We start from the raw sequence: 24,684 nt of genomic DNA, 5'->3' as shown, positions 1-24,684 counted from the left end.
CCAGTAATTATATTAAGCTTTCTGATAATGTTTATCGTAAACTTTAAACATAACTTGAATATTTTAGTTTTCACACACAAACAATAATCCTGAAATAAGTTTCAGGAGGTTCATAATTGAAAATATTCAGGTTATTGAATCCAAAAAATGCATCTATCTTCAAAAAATCATTAACAGCTGAACAAGAACTCTCATCAATGGAAGCTTTTAATATATGGAATTCTTTGAGAGCACGATATCTAAGTTTTGAAACCTATCAACTTTTTAGAAACTTTGTCCATGACCGTGAATTTGATTTATTATTGTCGCAGCATCAAAAACATTTTCAAAAGCAAATTAAAATCCTTGAAAGCGAAGCTAGCAAATTTAAGGTCAAGGTTCCGGATAGGCCACCAGAGTATTTAAGGACTTCAGTTCATATAGATGCAATAACTGATAGAATGATATTTAGGAAAATTTTCTCTGATATGTTGTCAGAACTTTACTTACTAAGCAGTGCAATTACTACCTCTACAGTCAATGATAATTTACGAAGCCATTATATGAACTTTGTTAAGAGTCATTTGACTGATTACGAAAATCTTTATAAATTCGGGAAATTGAAAGGATGGGTAGATGTTGAACCCGCCTTCAAAACCAATAAACCCGGAGAAAGAGAAGAATTAGCTACCAGCGAAGCTAATCATTTGTGGGACCACATAAATATTAGGTACCAACAGCTACAACTTACTCAGATATTCATGAACTTTATTCATGACCAAGACTTTCAACTTCTACTAAATCGGGGTCTTACAAGACTTCAAAGTCAGTTAAAAGTACTAGAAAGAGAAGCGTCAAAATATGAAGTTCCAATGCCTGATAAGCCACCGGCTAGCCAACCGGCTAACATTGATCCTGAAGTAATGGAAGATAAATTTGTATTTAGAACTATTTTTAAAGGAATAGAAGATGCCATTAATCTACACATCCAAGCCACAATATCAACTGTCAGAAATGATAATTTGCGTACAATATTTTCAAAATATCTAGACGATGAATTTAAAATGTTCAATGATTTAGTTAGATACGGAAAATTAAAAGGATGGGCACACAAAACTCCAATGTATAGAAAATCTTAACTTAATCCAAAAAGTTTCACCTATACAAAAAAGCAGGGGTAGATAAATAAAATTGATCTCCCCTGCTTTTTGCTTGCCCAAATTATATAATATTCCTCTATGATCCCTTCCTCACCTTAGGAAACCAGTGCTGAGTTCGTAGACAGATCTGAACTAACAGTAACATTATTGGCACCTCGATTAACATACCGGTGACAGCTGCTAATGTCGCTGGAGAATCAATGCCAAACAGAGCTATAGACATGGCAATGGCCACTTCAAAGTGGTTACTAGAAGCAATTTGAGCAGTTGGTGCTGCATCTTCATAAGCAAGGCCCAACTTTTTAGATGCATAGTAACCGATACCAAAAATAAGAAAGATTTGAACACTCAATGCGATCAAGACAAATAATACTAATGAAGGATTTGAAAGTACAACACCGGATTGAGGAGATACTATCGCCACTATCGTAAATAATAATGCCGCTGGTGATACGTAATGTAATTTTCCTGTAAATTCCTCAAAAGCTTCTTTTCCTTTTGATTCAAGTAGTATTTTGCGTGTTAAATAACCTGCTAACAATGGAAGCCCTACATATGCCAAGACTCCAAAGGCTACTTTACCAAAAGGTACTGGTACATCAGCTACTGGTAGTAGTAAAACTGCAAGGGGGCCATATAGAACTACCATTGTCAAGGAGTTAATGGCCACCATAACCACTACGTGCCCCATATTTCCTCTAGACAGATAACCCCATACTAGAACCATAGCCGTGCAAGGTGCTATTCCAAGTAGAATCATCCCTGCCATCAGGTCGCCGCCTACATCATATCCCACAAAGTTGGCGAAAATCACCCGGAAAAATAACCATGCTATAAAAGCCATAGTAAAAGGTTTAACTAACCAGTTGAGAACCAAGGTTGTAGTCAGAGGTTTTACTGACTTACCGGCTTTAATTATTTCACCAAAATCAGTCTGTACCATAATAGGATAAATCATTAGAAATAGTGCAATAGCCACAATAAGAGGATAACCTTGAATTTCAAAGGCCTCAAAAAATTCCGTTATCTGGGGAAAAGTTTCTCCAAGAACCAATCCTAAAACAATACAAATCCCAACCCAAAGAGTAAGATACCTCTCAAAAAATCCTAATTGATGCTCTTCAGACATTAAAATCCCTCCCTAATAATTTAAACTTCAAAACATACCTTTCCTTCTTTTAAATCATCACAGGTATAACCTGTTTCTTTGTAGTAAGCCAATCTTTCATTATCTCTTTGGCATTTTTCCAATTGAGCAGTTTCAATGTTAAAAATTTGTTTGATAAATGGATGTTTTTCAATCATCTCATCATTGATTGTGTAATAAACATATTTAGCAGATTTATAATATCGCAGTAATTCGACAGCGGTAAGTTTACTCAAATGCCTTGAGGCGTTTGATTGGCTAATCTCTAGCAAAATCTCCAACTCACAAACACAAAGATCCCCTTGATGTAATAAATTAAGAATTCGCAACCGAGTCTCATCAGACAAAGCTTTAAGTATTTGTATTAGTTTTGCTTCCAAAAAAATCACCTCTATAAAGTTTTATATGATCATCTGATCATATTTGCTTACGGTAATATGATATTTCTATTTGGCTTATTTGTCAACAGATGTAGTAATCGTCAAATCACACTTTTTCGTGTTTGCTGAAAGTGTCACAAATTAAAAATACGGCAAGCATATGATCATATCATATACTTACCGTCTAGCCGGAATCTAAATAACCCACACCCTAGTACATTATTTAGTTTTATTCTTTATCTCTTCCTTAGGAGGAAGATTTACCAAACGATGGTGAATTTCTTCGTAACCTTCTATTTCGTTAAGGTCCGCTCCAAGAAAGTCATGAAATTCTTTTAATACTTTATGCATTTCATCAAGATCTAATTTGTAATAGGTCCAAAATCCTTGGCGCTCTTCATAGACTAAGTCCACTTCTTTTAATGTACGCAAATGTTGAGATACTCTGGGCTGGCTCATATCTAATACTTCACTCAATTCGCACACACACATACTCTGTTGGGATAGTAGTTTTATTATTTTTAAACGGCTGGGTTCACCTAAAGCTTTAAACACTTTAAAAATCTTTTTTTCGTTCATTCCTGTCCACCCCTAACTAATTTAAGTTGATTTAAAGGATAACTGGTTAGTTGACTGTTGATTAATAACATTTCATTCGAACTGTTATCAACAATTAACTTTGAGGCTTTATAAAAACTTAAAATAAATTTCCATATATTAAGCCAGATAATGTTGCCATAACAACTACAAGGACTACAAATACAGCTGTTTTCTTAGTTCCCAGTACACTCCTGATAACTAGCATATTGGGTAAACTCAAAGCAGGTCCTGCTAGTAATAGACTTAATGCCGGACCACTGCCCATACCTGAACCTATCAATCCTTGTAAGATGGGAACTTCCGTTAAGGTTGCAAAGTACATAAAAGAACCAATAATGGAAGCCACAAAGTTTGCTTGAATAGAATTACCACCAACTAAAGCTTCAATATATTGTGCAGGGATCAAACCCGCATCACTATCAGGTCTTCCCATCAATAGCCCTGCAACAAATACACCAGCAAATAGTAATGGGAAAATCTGCTGGGCAAAGCCCCATGTGGATTCCACCCATGATACTCTCTCTTGTTTGTTAAACCATGTAGTTAATATAATACCTAAAATAATCAATAGTCCAACAACCAAGTACCATCTAGCTGTATAAGTCAGTGCCCAAAAACCTTCCTGACTAGCTGGCTCTCCCATTGTCATTAATAATAAAATTACTACCATAATTCCAAAATATAATAAATTTTGTACAGGCGTTCTATTTTCTTTTTCTTCACCGATATCAAAGGATTGGTTAGCTCTTTCCTGTTCATCAGCTTTAAAGATTTTCGCCATAATTAAACCAATAATGATTGCAAATATAATAGCACCAACTGCTCTGGCAATTCCTAATTCAGGTCCTAATACCCTTGCAGTTAATACTATAGCCAATAAATTTATGGCTGGTCCTGAATACAAGAATGCTATTGCCGGACCAATACCGGCTCCTCTTTTATAAATGCCAGCAAATAAAGGTAGTATTGTACATGAACAAACGGCCAAAAGTATCCCCGAAACTGAAGCTACTGAATAGGATAACCATTTCTTAGCTTCGGCCCCAAAGTATTTCAAAACTGCCCCTTGAGAAACAAAGTTTGCTATGGCACCAGCTATAAAGAAAGCAGGAATCAAACATGTCAGCACATGTTCCTGGGCATAATATTGAAGCATATAGAAAGCTTCCATGATTGCATCTCTTACATGCTGACTTTCAAAAGGTATAAAATAAGCGCCGAGAAACACAGCTACTAGTATTATTAGTTTTTTTATATTACCATTCATAACAATCATCTCCTTGACTTTTATAATGGAGGGGGGAATCTTAGTAAGAATCCCCCCCCTTCATCCTTCCATAGCATAACCTTAAGCTGAGTCTATAACTTCACCAATTTCTTCTTTGGAAGGTACTCTACCTGAAATTTTAACTTCATCATTAATCACAAGGCCTGGAGTCATTAAAACCCCTGCATTGGTAATTTCATTCATATCAGTTACCTTTTCAACATCAGCTTCGACACCTTTTTCTTTGATAACTTCTTGTACTCGATTAAACACTGTTTCGCAATTTTTACAACCTGGACCCATAACTTTAATTTTCATTTCAATAACCTCCTTTAAGTATATAAGAATATGTTTATATGCTAATTTGATTATATGGTTCAAAAAGTAAATTGTCAACCATAAAAATTTAATGAAAAAAGGCTTTTTCAAGTCAGATGGTACTGTTAAATACATTCCCAAAAGAATGGATGTCGACCATGAAGGGATAACAATACTTGTTGAGTATAAGATTGATGAGAAAATAAAGGACCTGGGGTTTGATTATACTTATTCCAATCCTAGATTTTGGATTTAGAAAGACCCTAAATATGGACCTGAGGATGATGGTAGATTTCCCATAAACTATCGGGAAAATACAGTTCCAGTCTACTGATATTAGCAAAAAAGACAATACTGATTCCTTTGAAGTTTATTTTTCCTATACGGATATTTCTCATTATGATGAAGAGGCAACTTACAGGCTTTATCTGAGTAATCCAGGTAGTTTAACAAAGGAATATCTTTCTGAATTTATTTATCACTAGCATGTGATTCGGGATCCTCTAATATTTCTACATTCCCAGTTTCTCCATTTAGTCTTACTTTTTGTCCATCTACCAATCTATCTGTAGCAGCACTAACACCGGCTACTGCTGGTAAACCGTACTCTCTTGCTACAACAGAGCCATGGGAAATAGGTCCACCTGTTTCCATAATTAAGCCACTAATTTTAAGAAATAATGGTGTCCAAGCTGGATTGGTACCTTTTGTTACTAAAATTTCACCTTTCTTCAATTTGCTTCCTTCTTCTGGGTGATTTATTACTCTGACAACTCCTTCAATAACCCCGGGAGACACAGGCACTCCACTATATACACCTTCACTTTCATTGTCTACTGCTGCTGAATAAATAGATTCACCTGTATTTGTCATAATCCTAGGGACAGAAGGCCTTTGCATTTCTCTGAAATATTTTTCCTTGTTTTCTGTTACAATTTCCTTTAAATTTTCCATAGATTTGAGATCATGGAAATTAACAAAGAAAATGTCCAGTTTGTCGTCTAATTTCCCTTGTTGTTGCAGTTCTGTACCGATATCTTTTAACATTTCTCTTAAGATGCTGAAAGCTTTTGTTAAATAAAATTTTGGTAGTTCCCTAACACCAAACATTTTTCGGTAGTTTTCTAATAGTTTTTTAACTTTTTTTGCATCCTTATGACCACCTTGTTCTCTTAATCTATTTGTTATATTTCCAATTACTTGTTGGGCCTCTTCCATACCCTGATAAAATTTGGATATCCCATCATCATAGCTTTTATTGTCCATATAAGCTTGCACTAGATCTACAACATACTGAGGCTTTTCATACCATCTGGGGATACCTATATCAACTTCGTTTGAAGATCTATGACCGTACTTATTTAAAAACTCTCGGATCTGTGGATGATCAGCATCTGGTTGTTCACCATTTTCACCTAATTCTTTTGCAATATTTAATAATTCCATACCCATTTCAGTAGTAACATTATTGGGAACAGATTGCTCTACTTTGTCTAGTTGTGATGTGTCCTCATTGTATTTTTTTAATATGGCTTTAGCTTTTTTAATATAGTTCGTTGAAGCTGATACATAAAAAACTACTTCAAACAAGCCAACAAAAATGTCTCGAGTAGCAACTTCCTCTATATACCTTAGTTTATCTTCAATCTCTGTTAACTGATTTCTGGACTGTTCAATATTTGCTATTTGACTTTGCCCGTACTCAAAAGCTTTTGTAACAGCTTTATCAGGAGAAACTACTCCGTACATAACTTTATGAATGGAAGTTAACAAAAATTTAATTACCCAGGGGTTCATTTTTGAAATCATTTTAAATGCCACACTTATGGGTGATTTTTTGTTCTTGATCAGTTCATCTTTATTTCTTTCTACAACCTGCAATAAAGCTTCAGTTGTTATAGGATCCTTATCAGCCGGATTATTTTTAAACTTTTCCCGGACCCTTTCGTATCTTAATAGCTCAGTTAAATCTATAAATAGCCTACCCCCGGCCGTTTTGCACCACTTTACAGGTTTCTTTTGATAATCCCTATTTATTCGTTTAGCAAAGCTTTTAAACATGCCTGTAAAGAAAGCCTCACCCATAGGTGTAAAAGGTTCGTGTAGAGCTTGAGAATATAAACTCATATTTAAATATATCCGGAGATCATCCCCTTCATCTAAAGGTTCAGGCATGGGGAAAAGTGATGTTATAGGCCGTGTTTGTACTAAATAAAACTTGTCATCTGAATATGCCCACTCAATATCTTGAGGAAATCCATAGTAATTTTCTACCTGACTTCCCAATTGCAATAACTGTAATACTTCTTCATTATCTAGTGTAACCTGAGTTTGCTGTTCATCTGGTACTTTAACATGATCAATACCTTGATTTTGTCTAATTGTCATTATTTCTTTCTTTGCTATCTGTTCTGTAACGATTTCATTGTTATTCTTATCTAAAATCCACTGATCCGGTGTCACCTCCCCTCCTACTATTGCCTCTCCTAAACCCCAGGAAGAGTTAAGAAGCATTTGATCTCTACGTCCATTAACTGGGTTTGCTGTAAATAAAATCCCTGATTTATCGGCATAAATTAGTTTTTGTACAACGACACCATGGGCTAAGTCGGTAATATTTGTTTTTTGTTTAATTCGATAGCTTAGCGCCCTTAGGTTCCATAATGATGCCCAACATTTTTTTATATATTTGCAGAGTTCTTCTTTACCCAAAACATTCAAATAGGTTTCATATTGACCTGCAAAAGATGTTCCCGGCAGGTCCTCAGAAGTAGCAGATGACCGAACGGCCACTTCTGGCTCTCCTATTTGTTGATATGAACTTTCTATTTCCTCCAGGATATCCTCAGGTATATCACCTTGTTCAAATAAATTCTGGATTTCCTCTGAGATTTGTGTTAACTCGGCTAAATTATCATCCCTGGTTTCAATTCCCTTTATCAAGGTATCAATTTTTTCTTGTAACCCATTGGTCTGAACAAATCTTTTATAAGCAGTTGTTAGTAATACAAAACCGCCTGGTACAGGAAGCCCGGCATTTATCATCTCACCCAAATTAGCTCCCTTTCCTCCAACTAGTGATTGATCATCTTTTGTGATATTCTCCAACAATTTTATAAATTTATAATTGTTCATGGGAGATTTCCTCCTTTTGATTGTCGGCATACCGACTGACGGTATGTCGCAATGCTAAAAAGCTTCCTATTTCCGATTTACCGATAATACTCTACACTTTTAACTTCCTTTGACAAATCTATTAAGATAAGATTCCCGTAACTTAATAGTATCATTTTGTAGATTAAATACCCTGGAAAAAGCTTCTTCGTAAAATCTCAACTTGTTATCAAGTCTTTTAGTAAACTCTTCATAGCCAAAATCGTTATCCTCATCATTCATATAGTGTACCAGTTCATCTATAGAAGAATTTAAACTTTTAATAGTGTATAACATAAACTCAGCTAGCTCCCTGGAACAAACCGGTTCTTCAATGGACCCTTCTGCTATTCCTTCTTCAATTATCTCTTGAAATAGATCAATTGTTTCTTCTTTAAATGAATTAAATATCTTTTTCTCTAGCTTCAGATTTTCTTCTCCATAAAATGCGTCTTTTAACTTGTGTCTTTTTTCTTCAGAACTCCCCTTGTATTCATTAATTGACTGGAAGATTCGATTGATCTTATTAACTGCAGATAAATCATTTCTACTATTGATCCTTTTAATAATACTTAGTGCTCTATCAGCGTATTCTTTAGCCAGTGATGTAATCACATCTTCTTTGGATTCAAAATAATGATAAAAAGCTCCTTTAGACACGTCCATTTTGTTAATTATATCCTTGATGGTAGTTTTTTCGTAACCTTTTTCATAAAACAGTTCTAAAGCTGTCATCAAAAACTCTTGTTTTCTGTTATCACTATTATTAAATTCATTATTTGAGCTAATCATTAGATAATCCCTCCTCTTTTAAAAACCGACCGTCGGTTTGTTTAATATATAGTATTTTTTATAATTTGTCAACATATATATTTTTAACTTGTAATTGTTCTGTGATATTGTCACCCTAAGAATGTTCTGTGAAAATGTCACTATGACTTAAAAGGTGACATTACACAGACATCTAAAACTCCCCAATAGTAGAATTAAAGCTTCCTGATCAGTTGCTCATCCTAGAGCATGATCAGCAAATAACATCCTGTTATTTGACTTTAATTCTACTGTTGGATCGTTAAGATGTAATATCAGCCTTACACAAAATTCGTTCAATCGAAGAGTTCAACTATCAACAACGGAGTATAAAAGAGCCTTGATTTAAATTATTTATTCACAGCCCTAATCACAATAATAATTCCGGTAATAATTAATGCAATGGGGAATAGATTACTAAAAATCACACTGACAATTTCTGATTCTAACTGTCTTTCTGATACAATTAATATTCCAAACATAAATAAGCCCAGGGCCGGATAAAGAGGCCATATTCTCTTCCCTCTAGATAACTCCTTTAAATTTCTTGTATGGATAAGATATATCCCTGCAAAGGCAACACTTAAGAATATAAAAAACAAATACCCTTCAACATACTGCATACGGAGAGTTTCTATTAAAAAGTCATAAATACCAACCATAATCAAAATCGCGCCTGGGATCAATAATCCTATGTTACGATGAGAGGCTTTCTTACCCGAATGATAATAGAAAAACAAAAACCCTCCACCAACTAATAACAATACCAAAGCCCCAGACAGAATACCTAGATTCCCTAATAAAAATAAAATTCCTAGAACCACTAACATAATGCCAATTACTGTTCTATTCATTATATAACCACCTCGTTTTATAGTTGAACTGTAGCTATATTATAATATATAAATTACTTTTTGATTAGTGACTCTAGTCATTATTATTTTTTACTATAAGGTATAACTTTACATTCTAAAAAAGGATATCAATTAATACTAGGCGAATTAACTATTAGAGGAGTGGTGAATTTGGATCAGAGAACTAAAAATATTTCTGATATTTTAACTTTGATAGGTTTCCTATTTGCTTTTTTAGGTACTATTACTCAAAGCCCAGAACATCAAATAGAAATTTTGATACTATCATTTTTGTTAGCGAGTTCATTTCTGGCACGAAGCTATACCGTATCTGACAAAATTCAGGTTATTCATAGATATGAAGTCCCCTTAATCATTTTTGAAATTATGATTGTTACGATAATTATGTATTTTGACCAGTCAGGTGCTTCACAAATATATTATTTCATCCTGATAGCTGATGCTGTGTTGTATTTTTCTATAAAGTTTGCTTTAAGCCTTACTTTGCTAATTTTTTTGGCTTTTATGATAAATGCTTGGATAGCCCTCTGGCCTGAAATGACTTTAAATGACATTTTAGTAATCGGTTTATTAAATGGTATTGGATATATTTTTGTTTTTTTAATTACTTATTTAGTCAAACATCAAGTTAATCAAAGGAATTTTATTAATGAAACCTTGAAAGAATTAGAGTATAAAAATAAGAAACTGGAAGAAAGCCAAAAACAGTTAGAAAATATGGCAGTTATCAAAGAAAGAAATAGAATTGCCCATGATATCCATGACACCGTCGGTCACACCCTGACAACGGTACTAGTTGGAACTGAAGCCGCAAAGCGCTTAATAGATAAAGATCCGGAATTAGCTAAGGAAAAGCTGTCACTAGCCCAGGATCAAGTGAGAAAAGGATTGAATAATATTAAAAATTCCATAAAAGATATTAAAGATCATAATGAAATCATTGATTTTAATAGTGCAGTTAATAATCTTATCCATGAGACCGAGCAACAAACAGACATAGAGATTGATTGCCATATTTCTGTCTCAGAAGATCAAATCAGTCAAACTAAACAAAAGGTAATTTTGAGGGCACTACAGGAAGGGTTAACAAATGGGATTAAACACGGGAACAGCACATATTTCAAATTCAATCTAATAGAAGATCAGGAATATATTTATTTTGACCTAGAAGATAACGGTACGGGAAGTGAAGATAAAGATATGGGCTTTGGCCTCAATTTTATGAAAGACAGAGTAGAAGAATTAGGAGGCAGCCTTACAGCGAATTCCAAACAAGATGGTGGTTTTATACTGTCTATTGAAATCCCGGTAGAAGAAGGTGAGGAATTATGAGTAAAATTAAAGTGATGATAGCAGATGACCAAACTATTCTTGCCGATAGCTTAAAAACAATTATAGACCTAGAAGATGATATGGAGGTTGTGGCGGTTTCTAGTAATGGTGAAGAAACCCTAGAAATCAGTGAAAAGCTACTTCCCGATATTATACTGATGGATATCAGGATGCCTAAAATGGATGGTGTTGAATGCACTAAAAAACTTAAAGAGAAGTATCCAGAAATTAAAATAATTATCCTGACAACCTTTGATCATGATGAATATATCGTTGATGCCCTTTCCTATGGTGCAAGTGGTTATTTATTAAAAGATATAGACGGAGATAAGCTTATCAGTTCTATACGAGATGCTTATAATGATAAGTTATTAATACCCACTTCTATTGCAGCCAAACTCATTGGGAAAATAGATAATAGGAAGCAACAACCAACTGATGACCATAAAGATGAGCCGTTAAAAAGTCAAGATCGTAAGGAAAGTCAGAAAGAGATTAATCTATACGAGGAACTGACCCAACGGGAAATAGAAATTGCCCAATTAATGGTAGCAGGTCTTTCAAACAAGAAGATCGCCGAAAAATTGTTCATCACCCAGGGGACAGTCAAAAATTATATCACCAATATTTACAGCAAACTGGGGGTCAAGGAAAGAACAAGTGCAGTGCTTTATCTTCAAAAGTTAGGGTTTTAGCTCAATGTCGATTATGGAAAATCTACTATAATAAAATATGACCGATCATATGACTCGGGTCACTAATCATATTACCTCCCCTCTTATTATAATTGACTTAACAAAGCTTAGGGAGGTAATTTTTTATGAACAAAATATCAATGTCAGCACATACACCAATTTCTGAAAAAAATAGAATAAGCGAGATCGACATAATCAGGGGGGTTGCATTATTTGGTGTTTTATTAGTAAACGTAGTTGCCTTTAATTTTACACTGCCAGCACATTTACAGGGCGTCACCCCTTTAACCAACCCGCTTCACTTAGGATCAGCTATTGATCGTCTCTCAGCTGTTTTCATTCAGTTATTCGCAGAAGGTAAGTTTTATACAATCTTTTCATTTTTATTTGGGTTAGGATTTTATATTTTTATTTCCAGGGCTGAAGAAAAGGGGCTGGATTCCAGAAAACTATTTAAAAGAAGAATGTTAGCATTACTTGGTTTCGGAATACTACATTTAATTTTAGTATGGTACGGCGATATACTGCATGTTTATGCTTTGGGTGGATTCTTATTAGTCTTATTTAGAAATAAATCAGAAAGATCAAAGGTGAGGTACGCCACCTTTGATGATTCTTTTTCTTTATGTGAATCATTGTCCAGTTGCCACAATATTTGTCTTGCTATTATGAAGTTAATGTTATATAATTGTAACAACACGTTAATTATTTTTAACATTTTGTTAGTTTTAAATAACTAAACGGGGGGTATTTAAAATAAAAACGAATAAACTGAAATACATGGGATTTTTAGGTCTGTTGGGTTTAATTGGGATGTTCACGGGTAATTACGGTTTCTATGGATTTTTTGGTTTTTTCGGATTTTTCGGAATTTCTTCTCAAACAGATGATGAGCTATTGAGAAAGAACATTGCCCGGGCTGGATTTAATGCCTTCATTGTAAGCAATGTAGCTCTTGTCCTCTCAATTGTCATAATTGGGGTAACAGAAACTATTGAATTTGCTGCTCTAATGATTGCTATCATATTTGTTATTCAGCTATTAGTATTTATCTTTTCTTTCAACTACTACGAAAAACGTGGTGATACCTAATGGAAAACATCACATTTAAATCGCGAATTAAAGAACTTCGTGCCCGTTATGATTTGACTCAGGAAGAACTAGCTAAGAAAGTCAATGTCAGACGGGAAACCATTGGGCACATAGAAAACAATAAGTATAACTTGTCTTTAATCTTGGCGTATAAAATATCCAGGGCATTAAACAGTACTATTGAAGAGGTGTTTATATTTGATGAATAACGAGGTTTAAATTATTGAACCAATCGCCACGCATTCTCGTGACTTTAGTCATGAGAGGTTACATTAGGTTTTTGAAAAGAAATATGATAAATTCTATTATTCCATAATTTGCGTTCCGTAACATTTTCCATATCATCTGGTATCAAATCCACAGGTGGTGTATATATATCAGAACCGTTTTTAGGACCAGGCGTTTCAAAAAATCTATCTAAAAATGACGGCTGTTTCTTAACCACATCTTCTGTTTCATCTCCAATATATATCTTAGCTCCAGGTTTAGCTACTCTGATCATTTCAAGAATAGCTTTTTTTCTATTATTGAAAAAATTGATTCCACCAAAATGATAAACAACATCAAAAGATTCGTCTTTAAAAGGCAACATTTCAGCGTTTCCTTGAACAAGATCTAAGTTGGATGATAATTGAGTTTTACTTTGACATCTTTTTAACATCCCATAAGAAATATCTAACCCTACAAATTGTCCTGTTTTACCATGATCTAATAAATTTTTAACTTGGTTCCCTGTACCCACAGAAGTTTCTAACACCAGATCATTTTCTTCTATTTCAATAATTTGAGCTAATTCTGCCGCCACATCATAGGCACTACCATACACCTTGGCGTATATTAATGTAAGTGTGTCATAGAAGTAACTGAGCCAATCATATATTTTCTGGTATTTATGGTTTTGACCTATCACTTGATCATCTTTGAGCATAATAGGTATTGCATCGCTAATAGTAAATTGTTCTCCTGTTTTAGTATCTATTAATTTTTGTCCTTCCTTTTTGAGTTCATTACCAGTGGATGGATTTATTAACAGTGATAAAGTTGTTTCTTTCATTAGAAGTCTCCCCCATGTTTAAACTTTCAGGATTTATATTTCAAATCCCATATTAATTCGGTCAGTTTATATTCTAATAATTATATTATACATTATTTTCTAAAATTTTACCTCTAATTTATGCTAGAATACCCAAAATAGACCACTTCCAAGAAGAGGAAATATTACTATGTTGGTGACAAAGTTCTGGCTGTTCAGGAGGTTAAACCTTCTACTCGAATTAAGAGTGAAGGTTCCCTTTTATATAAGTGCCTTTACTAACTTCTAAAAATGTGTTTAAATACAATTTGGTTGGTTAATAGAAATAAACATACAAACCAAAGGAGGCTTAACTATGTACGTTTATCGTCCAGAAAAAGTTTGTGCCAAAAAAATCACCTTTGAAGTTCATAATGATCAGGTTAGCAATGTTTCTTTTGTATCAGGATGTTCCGGAAACTTACAGGGGATTAGTAAACTTATTGAGGGAATGAACATATATGAGGCCATAGAAAGATTAGCGGGAATAGAATGTGGTGCTAAAACGACTTCTTGCCCCGATCAGTTAAAACAAGCCTTAGAACAATATTTACAAGAAACTCGAAATGAACAGGTTTCAATTTGATATTCCTCAAATAACTGGATTTATATACCTTAGTAAAGTAAAAAAATGGAGTTCTGTTAAGAGAACTCCATTTTTTTAAAATGATCTATTCTATATCTAGTTTAAATGTTTCAAGGAAACCTCGATTCCGACTACTTATATTGAAATAGCTCAACTTCTCCGTATACTCCACCCGAGGACCTGCCAAAGGAGAACCTCCTCGTAATATCGGTTGTTTGCTTTTTACTAACCCGGTATCAATGTCAATCTCTAAAATATAATCCCTAGTACTGATAAATACGCTATCCCCTTCAATTGTATGGGATATTCTTCTACTCTGCAATAAAGGGGATGTGAACTCTTTTTTCCAGTTAAATTCCTGCTCTTCTAAATCATATAACAGAATGTGGTTTCGAGAAATAACTAGAAGTTCATCATCTAAGATGCTGAAACCCATTATTTCCTCATCTTTTAAAGGATTTTCAAGAATTTGTTTAGATTTATTACTCTCTGACCAGTCCAGGGTTATAATCTCTTCTTTCGTAGATGCATACAGATCTCCTTCATACTCGCTGACATGATTAATATTTTGTTTAGTACCACCATTCGTATCATCCTGAGATACCTCTCCTGTTTTTCCATCCAGCATTACAACACCATTCCTGGTCATAACTGCAACTTTATCTCCATCGGGTTTTATGTGAAGAGGTGATAATCTATCCAGATTTTCCAGATCCTTATGCCACTGTTTATTTAAATCATGATCGTAACCAAGAATCTGTTCATCTTCATCAACCAGATAAATCCTCTGCCCATCATTGTAAATATGTTCCGCGAAATTATCCAATTCAATGCTTAGTTCTATTTCCCCAGTTTCCTTGTCTAGTTTGTATAACTGCGGAACTAGTCCTTGTTGATCATAGTAGGTATCTTGAATGGCAGTAAACAGATAATCATCTACCAGGACCGGTCTTAGTAGGGGGTGAGTTTCTTCAGTTTGCAAGTCAGCTTGAAATTCCCAAATTGTTTCACCCGATTCCTGGTCAAGTGCTTTCAATATATCCCCCATCACCTGATACAGATAGACATTTCCCTCTTTGAGAGGTGAGGAATGAAACTCTAAATCTTCTAAATTAAAATATCGAGACCACTGGAACATATCATCTCGTATATAATTGGTCTCCTGAGTCGCTTGTAATAAATCATCAAAAGATAGAGAATAAACAAGCATATGGGGACCCGTCCGGGCCTGGAAGTCCACCTCTTCTCGGTCATATGAAACTCCTATAGGGGTAACTGATATATCGGATATTAAACCATTCAATTCCAATAAAGTTAATTCACACTTATTTTGTTCACTGTTTGAAGCCAGGTAGTTACCACTATATGAGTTGTATAAAAAGTCAGTAATACCATCATCGGTTATATCTGTCAAAAATACAGAAGTACCTTTACCAGGAATCCCGATATTATGAATTTCTTTCATAATATCGCTCAAAGGAGCTCCAGCCTGATAATCTTGGACACCATAATCTATATTTTTGTCTGAATCCATATCGATACCCATAACCCTGTTATCTCGGTCTGTTGTTTCCTCTGCTAATTGATAAACTTTATCTTCTTTTAATTCAAACACAGTCCAGGTTTTCTTCAAATAAGAGCCGGCACTATTAATCCAATTAGAGGTATTGTCGTGATATTTTAATTGATCAAAAGTGATCTCTGGATCTGTACTGTTGACAACACCGTCTTCTACAGGTTCAACAGCCGTTTCACTAACCAGGCTGTAACTTTGCTTTAGCTCGGGTTCTTCAGATGCAAATATCTGTATGAAAAATGTATGCGAAGTTCTCTCATCATTAATAAGCCGGGTCTTTGTTGCTATAGTTCCAAAATCCTCGCCTGAAGAATCATTTTTAAAATCTACTCCAATTATTTCGATATGGAGATTAGCATCTGAATCTTCTTCGGTTTCTATATCTTCACTAATCCTGCCTATCTCCTGCCAATTCTGTAATTCTTGTGGACCTCCTATTCCTATCTTTTGAGAATTCATTGATTCTAGGTCTAACAGCAAAATCCCCTCTTCAAAAGTGGAAATTAAAAGTTGATCTTCACTAATCTCTTCCACATCGGCAAAGGTAAGACCATCCCCGAAACTTTCTTTGACAGTTAACTTATCATTTTCTTTGTGAAAAACCCAAAGGTTATCCTGGCCTTCTATTTCTAAGGTGTTGTCTCTGAGAAAGTCAAGATGCTCATTTTTTGTATAAGCAATGAAGTAATCCTGTTGTTGTTCTAGTTTCTTTAATTCAACCTGTTCATCCAACAACTTTTCTGTTTTTACTAGTGAATCATTTTCTTTTTCATAAAGATATGTACCTTGACTGCCACTGATAATGATTTTGTTATTCCATACAATCCCATCTGTCAGTTCACCGTCCTCTATAGAATACGTCTCGCCTTCTTCCACGGTAATATATAAATTCTTTTCATCCTCACTGTAAAGATAATGACCGTCTTTCATTTCATGGTTTTGACCTCTATACCCAAAGTCACTCCCTGTCCTTTGATGCTTGATCAGATCTTCTCCCTGGAGTTCATGAAGTGAAAATCGAGCTGTATTGATAGCCTTTCTAACAGCATCCTCTGCTACAAATTCTTGATATACCTGGGCATCTTCCTCTACAGGCAGTTCAATCTCATATTCGTGGATCTCTAACTCTTCTCGTTGGATTATATCTGAATAATTATTTTTAACTCCAGACAGTAAGTCTTCATTATCCATCCTTGTTACTTCAGGTATTCTTGCCATTACCTCCGTTTCTAGTTGTTTATGTAGCTCTTCAAAGTCCGGATGAGTAAAAATAATTTGATCAGGCCCATTTTCTCCCTGGGATTTTATCTCTATATTCATCAGGTCATGAATGTCATCTTCTAACTCCTCGGGTATATATAATAAGTCCAGTTGAGTTTGGATATTGTTCACAAAAGAGTTAACAGACTTTCCTTTTGCAAAGGTATCCGGTATATCTTTTTCCAAGAAATCCGCTTCTTTAACAAGCCACTGCTCACCTGAATCGGTCTCAACATTTTTTTCATTTCCATAGTTTTCATTTTTCTTTGTACTTTCTTGTGGAACCAAAACTATTTGACCAGCTTCTACAACTTTATAAGAAACTTCGTCTAAGATTTCAGCCATCTCTTCATTTAATAGATCTTGTGTTTTTTCTTCAGTTAAGTCACCCTCTATTGCCAAATCTTTCGAGGCTGTTAAAAATTCTTGGTTAAGTTCTTGAAAATTCGGTAAGTACAAAGAAACATCAAATTTCACTTTTGAGTCAGTACTTTCTTGATTATGAACAGATATCTCTACCTTATCTCGTAATATGTCTCGAAGTTGCTCTTCTTGATAGACATTCCAAAGGTTAAACTCTACATCCTCTAATTCTTCTGCAGATAGATCTTGAATTACGTCCTCTTCCTGCTCCATTACTCCTTGAAAGAACTCCTTGACTATATCAGCGTAGTCATCATCAGCAGTAGTACAGCCGGTGAATATTGTGATATGTATAACTAGTAATGACAATAATATAATTCCCTTTAAGCGATCAATAGTTACCTCCATGGTTTATTCAATCCTCCTCCCAAAAAAGATCATCCAATGTTTTACCTAAAACCTTACAAATAGCCAAACAAAGCTTTAAGCTGGGATTGTACTTCCCCGCTTCAATCAAGCTAATAGTTTGTCTTGTAGCCTTAACCCTTTTCGCCAGTTGTTCCTGGGTTAGTTCCTGTTCTAGTCTGGCTGATTTTATCTTGGTTCTTTTTTTCATACCACCACTCCTGCTGATTCAATTTAGAAATTATATACATTTAATGTATAATATAAACAAGCTATTGTCAATTATATTTTACATTGCTAACAATTACTCCTACCTTTAACCTTACTTTTAGCTTAACTTTATAGTAAAATAAATGAGTACGTGACAAGTGAACCAATATTAGTTGCTTGTAGTTAATATTTGATAAAGGATGATGTATATGAAATTCAAGTGGTCACAACTAGTTATAACTTTACTGATTATAATAGCAGTCTTAATAAGTGGTGGTTTAGGTTTTTTTACCTATATGGTATTTAGCATGGAAGAACTGCCAGATAGCCAACAGGCTCAAACCTCTCGCTTCTACTATCATGATGGTGAACTGATGACTACCCAGTTTGTTGAAAACCGGACCAAAGTCCCTCTAGAAGAAATATCAGAACAGGTTGTCTGGGCAACCGTGGCCGTGGAAGATAGTGATTTTTACAGTCACAGTGGTTTTGATTTCACGGGAATTGCCAGGGCTGCTTATCAAAATTTAAGGGAAAGGCGAATAACACAAGGTGGCAGTACCATTACCCAGCAACTGGCTAAAAACCTTTACTTAAATCATGATAGGACTTGGGATAGGAAACTGGAAGAAGCTGCTATAGCAATTAATTTAGAACGTAAGTTTTCCAAAGATGAAATCATGGAAAAATACTTAAACACTATCTATTACGGCCATTCAACTTACGGTATAGAGGCGGCTTCTCAGCTGTATTTTGACAAGCCAGCAGACGAACTCAATACGGCAGAAGCTGCTATGTTAGCTGGGATTCCTAGGGGTCCTGGATATTATTCTCCTTTCATCAATGAAGAATCTGCCTATAATCGACAGCGCATTATCTTAAAATTGATGGAGGAAGAAGGATTTATAAGTCCCAGTGAGCTAGAGCAGGCTTTGAATGAGGAACTGGAGTTGAATGAAGAGTTCGCTTTACCTCGAGAAAGTAACTACGTGGTGGAGCAAATTATGAATCAAGAACTTGATGAGATCACCGAAGATGATCCAGAAACAATTCAAAAAGGAGGATTTGATTTTCACACAACCATAGATCCTCACATGCAGGAAGTGGCAGAACGGATTCTAGACGAAGAATTACCTGAAACAAGTAAGGACGAGGAAGGTACTAAACAACCACAAGGAGCTTTAGTGGCTTTAGAACCCGATACCGGTAAGATAAGGGCCCTGGTAGGAGGTAGGGACTATCAGGAAACTATGTTGAACCGGGTGAATATATCCAGATCACCGGGGTCTGCCTTTAAACCCCTAGTATATGCCGCTGCCCTAGAACAAGATTATACCATAGCAGACACTTTTCTTTGTGAACCTATCTCTCTTCAAGAGGAAGGCATGGACGAACCCTATGAGCCTACTGATTTTGATGGGGGATTTCATGATGAGAATTTGACCTTGAGAAGAGCTCTAGCCGAATCTTGCAATATTACAGCAGTAAAGTTGAATCAGAAGATCGGAAGGGACGCTGCCGCAGAAATGGCAGATAGGTTGGGAGTTGAAAGTTCTATCGGTAACCATTTGTCAACGCCTCTGGGTAGTTCAGAAGTCAATTTATTAGAACTAACTGCTGCCTACGCACCATTTGCAAATGGTGGCTACCGTATAGAACCTGTTATACTCAATCAAGCCACAGATCATAACAATGAAGAATTGATAAATAACTCTGCAGAAAAAGAAAAAGTAATTGACGAAGGTATAGCTTATCTCATGACAGATATGATGAAAGACGCACTAGAACCAGGAGGTACCGCTGAAAGGGTATCTCAAATTTTAGAGAGGCCTGGGGCTGGTAAAACCGGAACTTCTCAAGGCTTTAGAGATGCCTATATGGTCGGATATACACCTGATCTGGTTGTAGGAATATATATCGGTAATGATCAAGAAGAGCCACTACAGGGTACGGGAGGCAGTCTGGCCGCACCAATATGGGCTAAATTTGTAGAAGAGGCATCTCATGCTATACCTCCTAAGGATTTTACCAGACCGGATAATGTAGTGACAGAAACTATTTGTCAGGAAACCGGTCTAATCCAATCAGAATATTGTACTGCTGATAGTGAAAAAGAGCTATTTATTGAAGGAACTGCACCTGCAGAAGACTGTTCTTACCAAGATTGTCCCTACATTGAAGAACCCAATTGGTGGGAGTGGGATTTTTGGTTCTAAGCATTGTTTAAGTTCGCAATCACTTTGGGACTTTTCCAACATTTTAAATGTTATACTGATAATTGATAGATTTGAGAACTTGCAATTTATTTTTATAAAATCCATCAACATTAAACTATCCATACAAGTTCTACACATATCCTTTCATCAAGTGTTATACAAAATTGATCCTCTAATGGTTTTCACCCTTTGCTCAACTTTATCAGTTGCTTTGTAATAAGTCGGTAAAGAATCATATATTTTTTGAAAAACCATTGGCGGTTCCCTGAAAATCAGTCTGCCGCCCTCTTTGCTTTTTGAATACAAATTTTCAAATACAGAGGCTTTATTATTAACTTGTAAAGCAACAATAGCAACATCAAAAGAATTAGGGACATCAATAGAAGCATCACTTTGTTTAAATGAAATATTTAAATCTTTATAATAATAATTTAAATAGTATTTTGCTTTTTCAATTGTATCCAAATCACGATCAACAGCAATAACTTCAGCACCAGTAAGTTTAGCAATATGAATTGCTGTAAAAGGAATCGCACCACAGCCAATATTCAAAACTTTATCCTCTGAAGTGATTTGTCCTAGTTTTATTTCATTTTTTACAACACTTTTATAAAGATAACAGTAAAAATGATAACAAGGAAATAAAAGACAACTAATTTTTTCTAAAGATCCAAACAATTTTGTACTATTATGTTTAAGTTCCACTTTTTACACTCCTTTTATTCTTTGATTCTATAGTTAGTCTTTTCCTGGTTGAAGATGAAAATCATTCTCAATCAATCACCTATGGTAAATATTATCCTAATACATTTTATTTGTCAATTTTGATTTTTAACCTTTGTAATTGTTCTGTGATATTGTCACCCCTAGAATGTTCTGTGAAAATGTCACTATGACTAAAAAGGTGACATATCAAATGACCCAAGAAGAAATTAAAAAACTAAATATTATCAATCAAACAATTGATGGCTACTTAACCATTAGAGATGCAGCACGAGCTTTGAACCTCAGTGATCGACAAATTAAACGACTGAAGAAAGGAGTGCAACTAGAAGGACCCAGTTTTGTCATACATAAAAGCCGAGGTAAAAAGCCTGATCATTCTGTTCCTGAAAGTACTGAAAAACATATCATTTCTCTAAAGTTAGAAAAATACCCAAATGCAAATTTCACTCATTTTACAGAACTTTTAAACGAGCGAGAAAAAATCTCTATCAGTAGGCCAGTTGTTCATAGAATTCTTAGTAAAGCTGGAATTTCTAGTCCTAAAAAACATAAAAAGAGTAAGAGTCACCACAGACGCAAACGCAAGGACAGAATGGGACTTTTAGTACAAATAGACGCCTCACCTTATGACTGGTTTGACACTGGCTTTGATTGTGATTTACACGCTGCTATCGATGATGCCACAGGAGCTTTGCTAGGATTATTTTTTGTTGAAAATGAATGTCTTGAGGGATACTTTCAGATTATGCATCAGTTAATTTCAAACTATGGTATTCCTGCAAGTCTTTATAGCGATAAGCACACTATTTTTAGATCACCTAAATCGGACAAGCTTTCGATTGATGAACAGCTCGCAGGTAAACAAGTTAAGCCTACTCAATTTGGTGCAGCTATGGAAGAGTTAGGAGTCACTATTATACCTGCTAACTCTCCACAAGCAAAAGGACGAGTTGAAAGGCTTTTTGATACTTTACAAAGCAGACTGCCCACACTTTTTAAGCTACACAATATAACTACCATGGAGAAAGCTAATGAATTTTTACAAAAAGATTTCTTGCCTGATTTTAATAAAAGATTTGCCCTAAAGCCCGAAAATGAGCTATCGGCTTTTACCTGTTTAAATCAAGATATTAATCTTGATCATATACTTTGTTCTAAATTCAAAAGAACTGTGGACAACAGTGCCACTTTCTCTTTTGAAGGAAGTTACTATCAAATTTTAGATAAAAATAGTCAACTGGTTCCTAAATCTAAAGTTACTGTCCTATCTAATCCTAAATTTGGAGTTAAAGTAAAATATAAAGATATGGTGTTTGAAACTCAAATTGTGGACAAGCCTTCAACTACTAAAATGACCAAAAAAGTTAAAACAACGCAATCACCTAAAAATAGAATAGTCCCAGATGAAAATCACCCTTGGAGAAAACAAAGTGAAAGAACAAATCTTAACTACGACCTGACTGATCAAGAACTTTTAGATACTATACTAAATACCAGGGACCGAGTTTAAAACTCGGTCTACCTTCCTGGGGGGTGACATTTTCTCTGAACAAATTTATGCGTTTTTAGGTGACATTTTCAAAGAACATTGACATTTTGATTTTTAACCTTTGTAGTTGTTCTGTGATATTGTCACCCTAAGAATGTTCTATGAAACTGTTATTACGATTAAAAGGGCGATATATCAAAGAACTTAAAAAAAGAAATAAATAAGAAGATGAAATAAAAGAAGGGCCATCCAGTTATGATAGCCCTTCAATCTTCTTTAAAAGATACTTACTTTTAAAGAAGATCAACTTCCTAAAATCTAAACTATTTTATTAATTTTTAAGCCTCTGTTTTCTCATATGGTTCCATACTGAAACCTACAATGGCAAATACCATCGAAACGACCATTGTTGCAAGAATATAAATTGCAAATGGGAAATACTCTATTACAGGTACTCCAAAAAGACCAAATACATAAGCACCACATGGTCCCCATGGAATTAAGGAAGAAGGTAGAGTACCCCAGGCTTCAGAGATACGGGAAACGTTTTTAGCGTGTAGTCCTCTTTCTTCAAAGGCGTGCTTGTATGCTCTACAAGTTAGTACGTGGGTTAAATAGTGAGAAAGTACAGTCAAAATTAGAATCAATGTGGTAATGTGAGAAACAATTATTAGAGATCTTTTTGTAGTCGCTATATTGAGGATCTTTTCCAGAATAACTTCCATCATTTTCGTATGCTCAATTATTCCACCAAAGGTCAAAGCTATTAATATTAGTGATATAGTCCACATCATACTTTGAAGTCCACCGGTAGTAAACAAGTCATCGACAAGTTCTACGTTACTTTCCATGACAAATCCATAGTTCATTGACCCTAATACATCGGCGAATGAAGATCCCTGAAATACCATAGCCCAAATAAGACCCAAGAAACAACCACCTACTAAAGCAGGTATCGGGGGAACTCTCATAAGAATCATCACTAGTACTACAATTAAAGGTATAAACATTATTGGACTTACATTAAAGCTGCCTGAAATAGCTCCAGTAATTTCACTAATTCTATCAGCATCCAAATCTGATCCTGCATACTGTAAACCAAATATACCAAAAACTATAAGAGAAATTACAAATCCCGGACCTGATACCCATAACATATGCTTAATGTGATCATAAATATTTACTCCTGCAGCACCTGAAGCTACAACAGTAGTATCAGAAAGTGGAGATAATTTATCTCCAAAGTAAGCTCCAGATACAATAGCACCTACAGTCATACCACCTGGTATACCAAGACCTTCACCAATTCCAAACATAGCTAAACCAACCGTAGCAAGAGAACTCCATGAACTTCCAGTAAATATTGATACTAGTGCACAAATAATAAGTGTTGCAATTAAAAATATTTGTGGTGAAATCATTTGTAAACCGTAGTAAACTATTGTAGGTACAATTCCACCTTCAACCCAACTACCAACTAAAATTCCAACAATAGATAAAATTATTACTGCATCAAGGGCAAAATTAATCCCTTTAATCATACCATCTTGAACTACCTTCCATTCATGGCCAATCCAGGCAACAGCTACTATAGCTGTAATCACAACTGCAATAAAAAGCGGAATATGCACATCTGCTCCCAAGAAAATAGCAGCATAAGCAACTAATACTATTAGTGCAATTAAAGGTGTGAAAGCTTGTCCAGCAGAAGGCTTTTTAAAATTCTGATTACTTTCGTTCATAAATATCCCTCCTAAATGGTATGTTCTGAAATAATTACCAAGTTCACCAAGCTTAATGTTACAGAATCTGTTACAAAGGATTGTAAAAATCATCTAGTTTACTCGCACAATCTCATCTCAAGGTTTCTCTTCACCCCCCCCTATTTTGGTTAATTTTCTGAATGTTTCTTCAAAAGAACCAATTACTGTAGTTACATATTAATAAAAACAATACTATTAATAGTAATTATA

At 34.9% G+C, this 24,684-nt stretch carries 23 protein-coding genes; 10 read left to right on the top strand and 13 right to left on the bottom strand.

Annotation, left to right across the window (positions count from 1 at the left end):
* Positions 1-116 precede the first annotated feature (116 nt).
* Positions 117-1,118 (top strand): DUF3231 family protein, encoded by a 1,002-nt coding sequence (locus NTHER_RS03920; protein ID WP_012447230.1) that lies wholly within the window; start codon positions 117-119, stop codon positions 1,116-1,118.
* A 97-nt stretch (positions 1,119-1,215) separates the two neighbouring features.
* Here the strand turns inward: NTHER_RS03920 and arsB are convergent, their stop codons facing one another.
* The 5 genes from arsB to NTHER_RS03895 form a co-directional block, all read right to left on the bottom strand.
* On the bottom strand, positions 1,216-2,268 hold the full coding sequence (gene arsB / locus NTHER_RS03915; protein ID WP_012447229.1) for an ACR3 family arsenite efflux transporter: 1,053 nt from the start codon (positions 2,266-2,268) through the stop codon (positions 1,216-1,218).
* Between the two features lie 20 nt (positions 2,269-2,288).
* Positions 2,289-2,666: an ArsR/SmtB family transcription factor gene (locus NTHER_RS03910; RefSeq protein WP_012447228.1), complete on the bottom strand. Its 378-nt coding sequence runs from the start codon at positions 2,664-2,666 to the stop codon at positions 2,289-2,291.
* 219 nt (positions 2,667-2,885) lie between these two features.
* Positions 2,886-3,245, bottom strand: coding sequence for an ArsR/SmtB family transcription factor (locus NTHER_RS03905; protein ID WP_012447227.1), 360 nt, complete (start codon positions 3,243-3,245; stop codon positions 2,886-2,888).
* 118 nt (positions 3,246-3,363) lie between these two features.
* Positions 3,364-4,533 (bottom strand): permease, encoded by a 1,170-nt coding sequence (locus NTHER_RS03900; RefSeq protein WP_012447226.1) that lies wholly within the window; start codon positions 4,531-4,533, stop codon positions 3,364-3,366.
* Between the two features lie 81 nt (positions 4,534-4,614).
* Positions 4,615-4,851, bottom strand: a complete 237-nt coding sequence (locus NTHER_RS03895) for a thioredoxin family protein (RefSeq protein WP_012447225.1) — start codon at positions 4,849-4,851, stop codon at positions 4,615-4,617.
* 91 nt (positions 4,852-4,942) lie between these two features.
* On the opposite strand from NTHER_RS03895, the gene NTHER_RS15865 reads away from it, so the two are divergent.
* Positions 4,943-5,107 (top strand): hypothetical protein, encoded by a 165-nt coding sequence (locus tag NTHER_RS15865; protein ID WP_158438209.1) that lies wholly within the window; start codon positions 4,943-4,945, stop codon positions 5,105-5,107.
* 215 nt (positions 5,108-5,322) lie between these two features.
* On the opposite strand, the gene NTHER_RS03890 is transcribed toward NTHER_RS15865, so the two are convergent.
* The 3 genes from NTHER_RS03890 to NTHER_RS15070 form a co-directional block, all read right to left on the bottom strand.
* Positions 5,323-7,986 (bottom strand): PEP/pyruvate-binding domain-containing protein, encoded by a 2,664-nt coding sequence (locus NTHER_RS03890; protein WP_012447224.1) that lies wholly within the window; start codon positions 7,984-7,986, stop codon positions 5,323-5,325.
* Between the two features lie 99 nt (positions 7,987-8,085).
* Positions 8,086-8,796, bottom strand: coding sequence for a TetR/AcrR family transcriptional regulator (locus tag NTHER_RS15075; RefSeq protein WP_012447223.1), 711 nt, complete (start codon positions 8,794-8,796; stop codon positions 8,086-8,088).
* A 368-nt stretch (positions 8,797-9,164) separates the two neighbouring features.
* Positions 9,165-9,668 (bottom strand): hypothetical protein, encoded by a 504-nt coding sequence (locus tag NTHER_RS15070; RefSeq protein WP_012447222.1) that lies wholly within the window; start codon positions 9,666-9,668, stop codon positions 9,165-9,167.
* Positions 9,669-9,839: 171 nt separating this feature from the next.
* Here NTHER_RS15070 and NTHER_RS03875 point away from each other — a divergent pair, with 171 nt between their 5' ends.
* From NTHER_RS03875 to NTHER_RS03855, 5 genes are all read left to right on the top strand, one after another.
* The gene (locus NTHER_RS03875) at positions 9,840-11,021 is read left to right on the top strand and encodes a sensor histidine kinase (RefSeq protein ID WP_012447221.1); all 1,182 of its coding nucleotides are present in this window, start codon (positions 9,840-9,842) and stop codon (positions 11,019-11,021) included.
* Positions 11,018-11,716, top strand: a complete 699-nt coding sequence (locus NTHER_RS03870) for a response regulator (protein ID WP_012447220.1) — start codon at positions 11,018-11,020, stop codon at positions 11,714-11,716. The genes NTHER_RS03875 and NTHER_RS03870 overlap by 4 nt, the downstream gene beginning before the upstream one ends.
* Positions 11,717-11,841: 125 nt before the next feature.
* On the top strand, positions 11,842-12,456 hold the full coding sequence (locus tag NTHER_RS03865; RefSeq protein WP_012447219.1) for a DUF418 domain-containing protein: 615 nt from the start codon (positions 11,842-11,844) through the stop codon (positions 12,454-12,456).
* A gap of 40 nt (positions 12,457-12,496) precedes the next feature.
* Complete coding sequence (locus NTHER_RS03860) at positions 12,497-12,808, top strand: DUF3796 domain-containing protein (protein WP_012447218.1); 312 nt, start codon at positions 12,497-12,499, stop codon at positions 12,806-12,808.
* Complete coding sequence (locus NTHER_RS03855; protein ID WP_012447217.1) at positions 12,808-13,017, top strand: helix-turn-helix transcriptional regulator; 210 nt, start codon at positions 12,808-12,810, stop codon at positions 13,015-13,017. Before NTHER_RS03860 ends, NTHER_RS03855 begins: the two co-directional genes overlap by 1 nt.
* Positions 13,018-13,061: 44 nt before the next feature.
* On the opposite strand, the gene NTHER_RS03850 is transcribed toward NTHER_RS03855, so the two are convergent.
* Entirely contained in the window at positions 13,062-13,862 is an 801-nt protein-coding gene (locus tag NTHER_RS03850; protein ID WP_012447216.1) for a class I SAM-dependent methyltransferase, read from the bottom strand.
* A gap of 334 nt (positions 13,863-14,196) precedes the next feature.
* Here NTHER_RS03850 and NTHER_RS03845 point away from each other — a divergent pair, with 334 nt between their 5' ends.
* Complete coding sequence (locus NTHER_RS03845; RefSeq protein ID WP_012447215.1) at positions 14,197-14,466, top strand: TIGR03905 family TSCPD domain-containing protein; 270 nt, start codon at positions 14,197-14,199, stop codon at positions 14,464-14,466.
* An 85-nt stretch (positions 14,467-14,551) separates the two neighbouring features.
* Here the strand turns inward: NTHER_RS03845 and NTHER_RS03840 are convergent, their stop codons facing one another.
* Together NTHER_RS03840 and NTHER_RS03835 are read right to left on the bottom strand one after the other, a co-directional pair.
* Positions 14,552-18,073: a PQQ-binding-like beta-propeller repeat protein gene (locus tag NTHER_RS03840; protein WP_012447214.1), complete on the bottom strand. Its 3,522-nt coding sequence runs from the start codon at positions 18,071-18,073 to the stop codon at positions 14,552-14,554.
* 7 nt (positions 18,074-18,080) lie between these two features.
* The gene (locus NTHER_RS03835; protein WP_012447213.1) at positions 18,081-18,281 is read right to left on the bottom strand and encodes a helix-turn-helix transcriptional regulator; all 201 of its coding nucleotides are present in this window, start codon (positions 18,279-18,281) and stop codon (positions 18,081-18,083) included.
* 208 nt (positions 18,282-18,489) lie between these two features.
* On the opposite strand from NTHER_RS03835, the gene NTHER_RS03830 reads away from it, so the two are divergent.
* Complete coding sequence (locus NTHER_RS03830) at positions 18,490-20,496, top strand: transglycosylase domain-containing protein (protein ID WP_012447212.1); 2,007 nt, start codon at positions 18,490-18,492, stop codon at positions 20,494-20,496.
* 147 nt (positions 20,497-20,643) lie between these two features.
* On the opposite strand, the gene NTHER_RS15065 is transcribed toward NTHER_RS03830, so the two are convergent.
* Positions 20,644-21,201 (bottom strand): class I SAM-dependent methyltransferase, encoded by a 558-nt coding sequence (locus NTHER_RS15065; protein WP_012447211.1) that lies wholly within the window; start codon positions 21,199-21,201, stop codon positions 20,644-20,646.
* Between the two features lie 139 nt (positions 21,202-21,340).
* Here NTHER_RS15065 and NTHER_RS03820 point away from each other — a divergent pair, with 139 nt between their 5' ends.
* Positions 21,341-22,732 carry an ISNCY family transposase gene (locus NTHER_RS03820; RefSeq protein ID WP_202943851.1) on the top strand — a complete coding sequence of 464 codons (1,392 nt, stop codon included), beginning with the start codon at positions 21,341-21,343 and terminating at the stop codon, positions 22,730-22,732.
* A gap of 317 nt (positions 22,733-23,049) precedes the next feature.
* Here the strand turns inward: NTHER_RS03820 and nhaC are convergent, their stop codons facing one another.
* Entirely contained in the window at positions 23,050-24,453 is a 1,404-nt protein-coding gene (nhaC, locus tag NTHER_RS03815; RefSeq protein ID WP_012447210.1) for a Na+/H+ antiporter NhaC, read from the bottom strand.
* Positions 24,454-24,684: the final 231 nt, after the last annotated feature.

Source organism: Natranaerobius thermophilus JW/NM-WN-LF (genome assembly GCF_000020005.1).
In the GTDB taxonomy this organism is placed as follows: domain Bacteria; phylum Bacillota; class Natranaerobiia; order Natranaerobiales; family Natranaerobiaceae; genus Natranaerobius; species Natranaerobius thermophilus.
The sequence above is the reverse complement of the archived record's forward strand: the minus strand, read 5'-3'. Positions and strand labels throughout refer to the sequence as shown.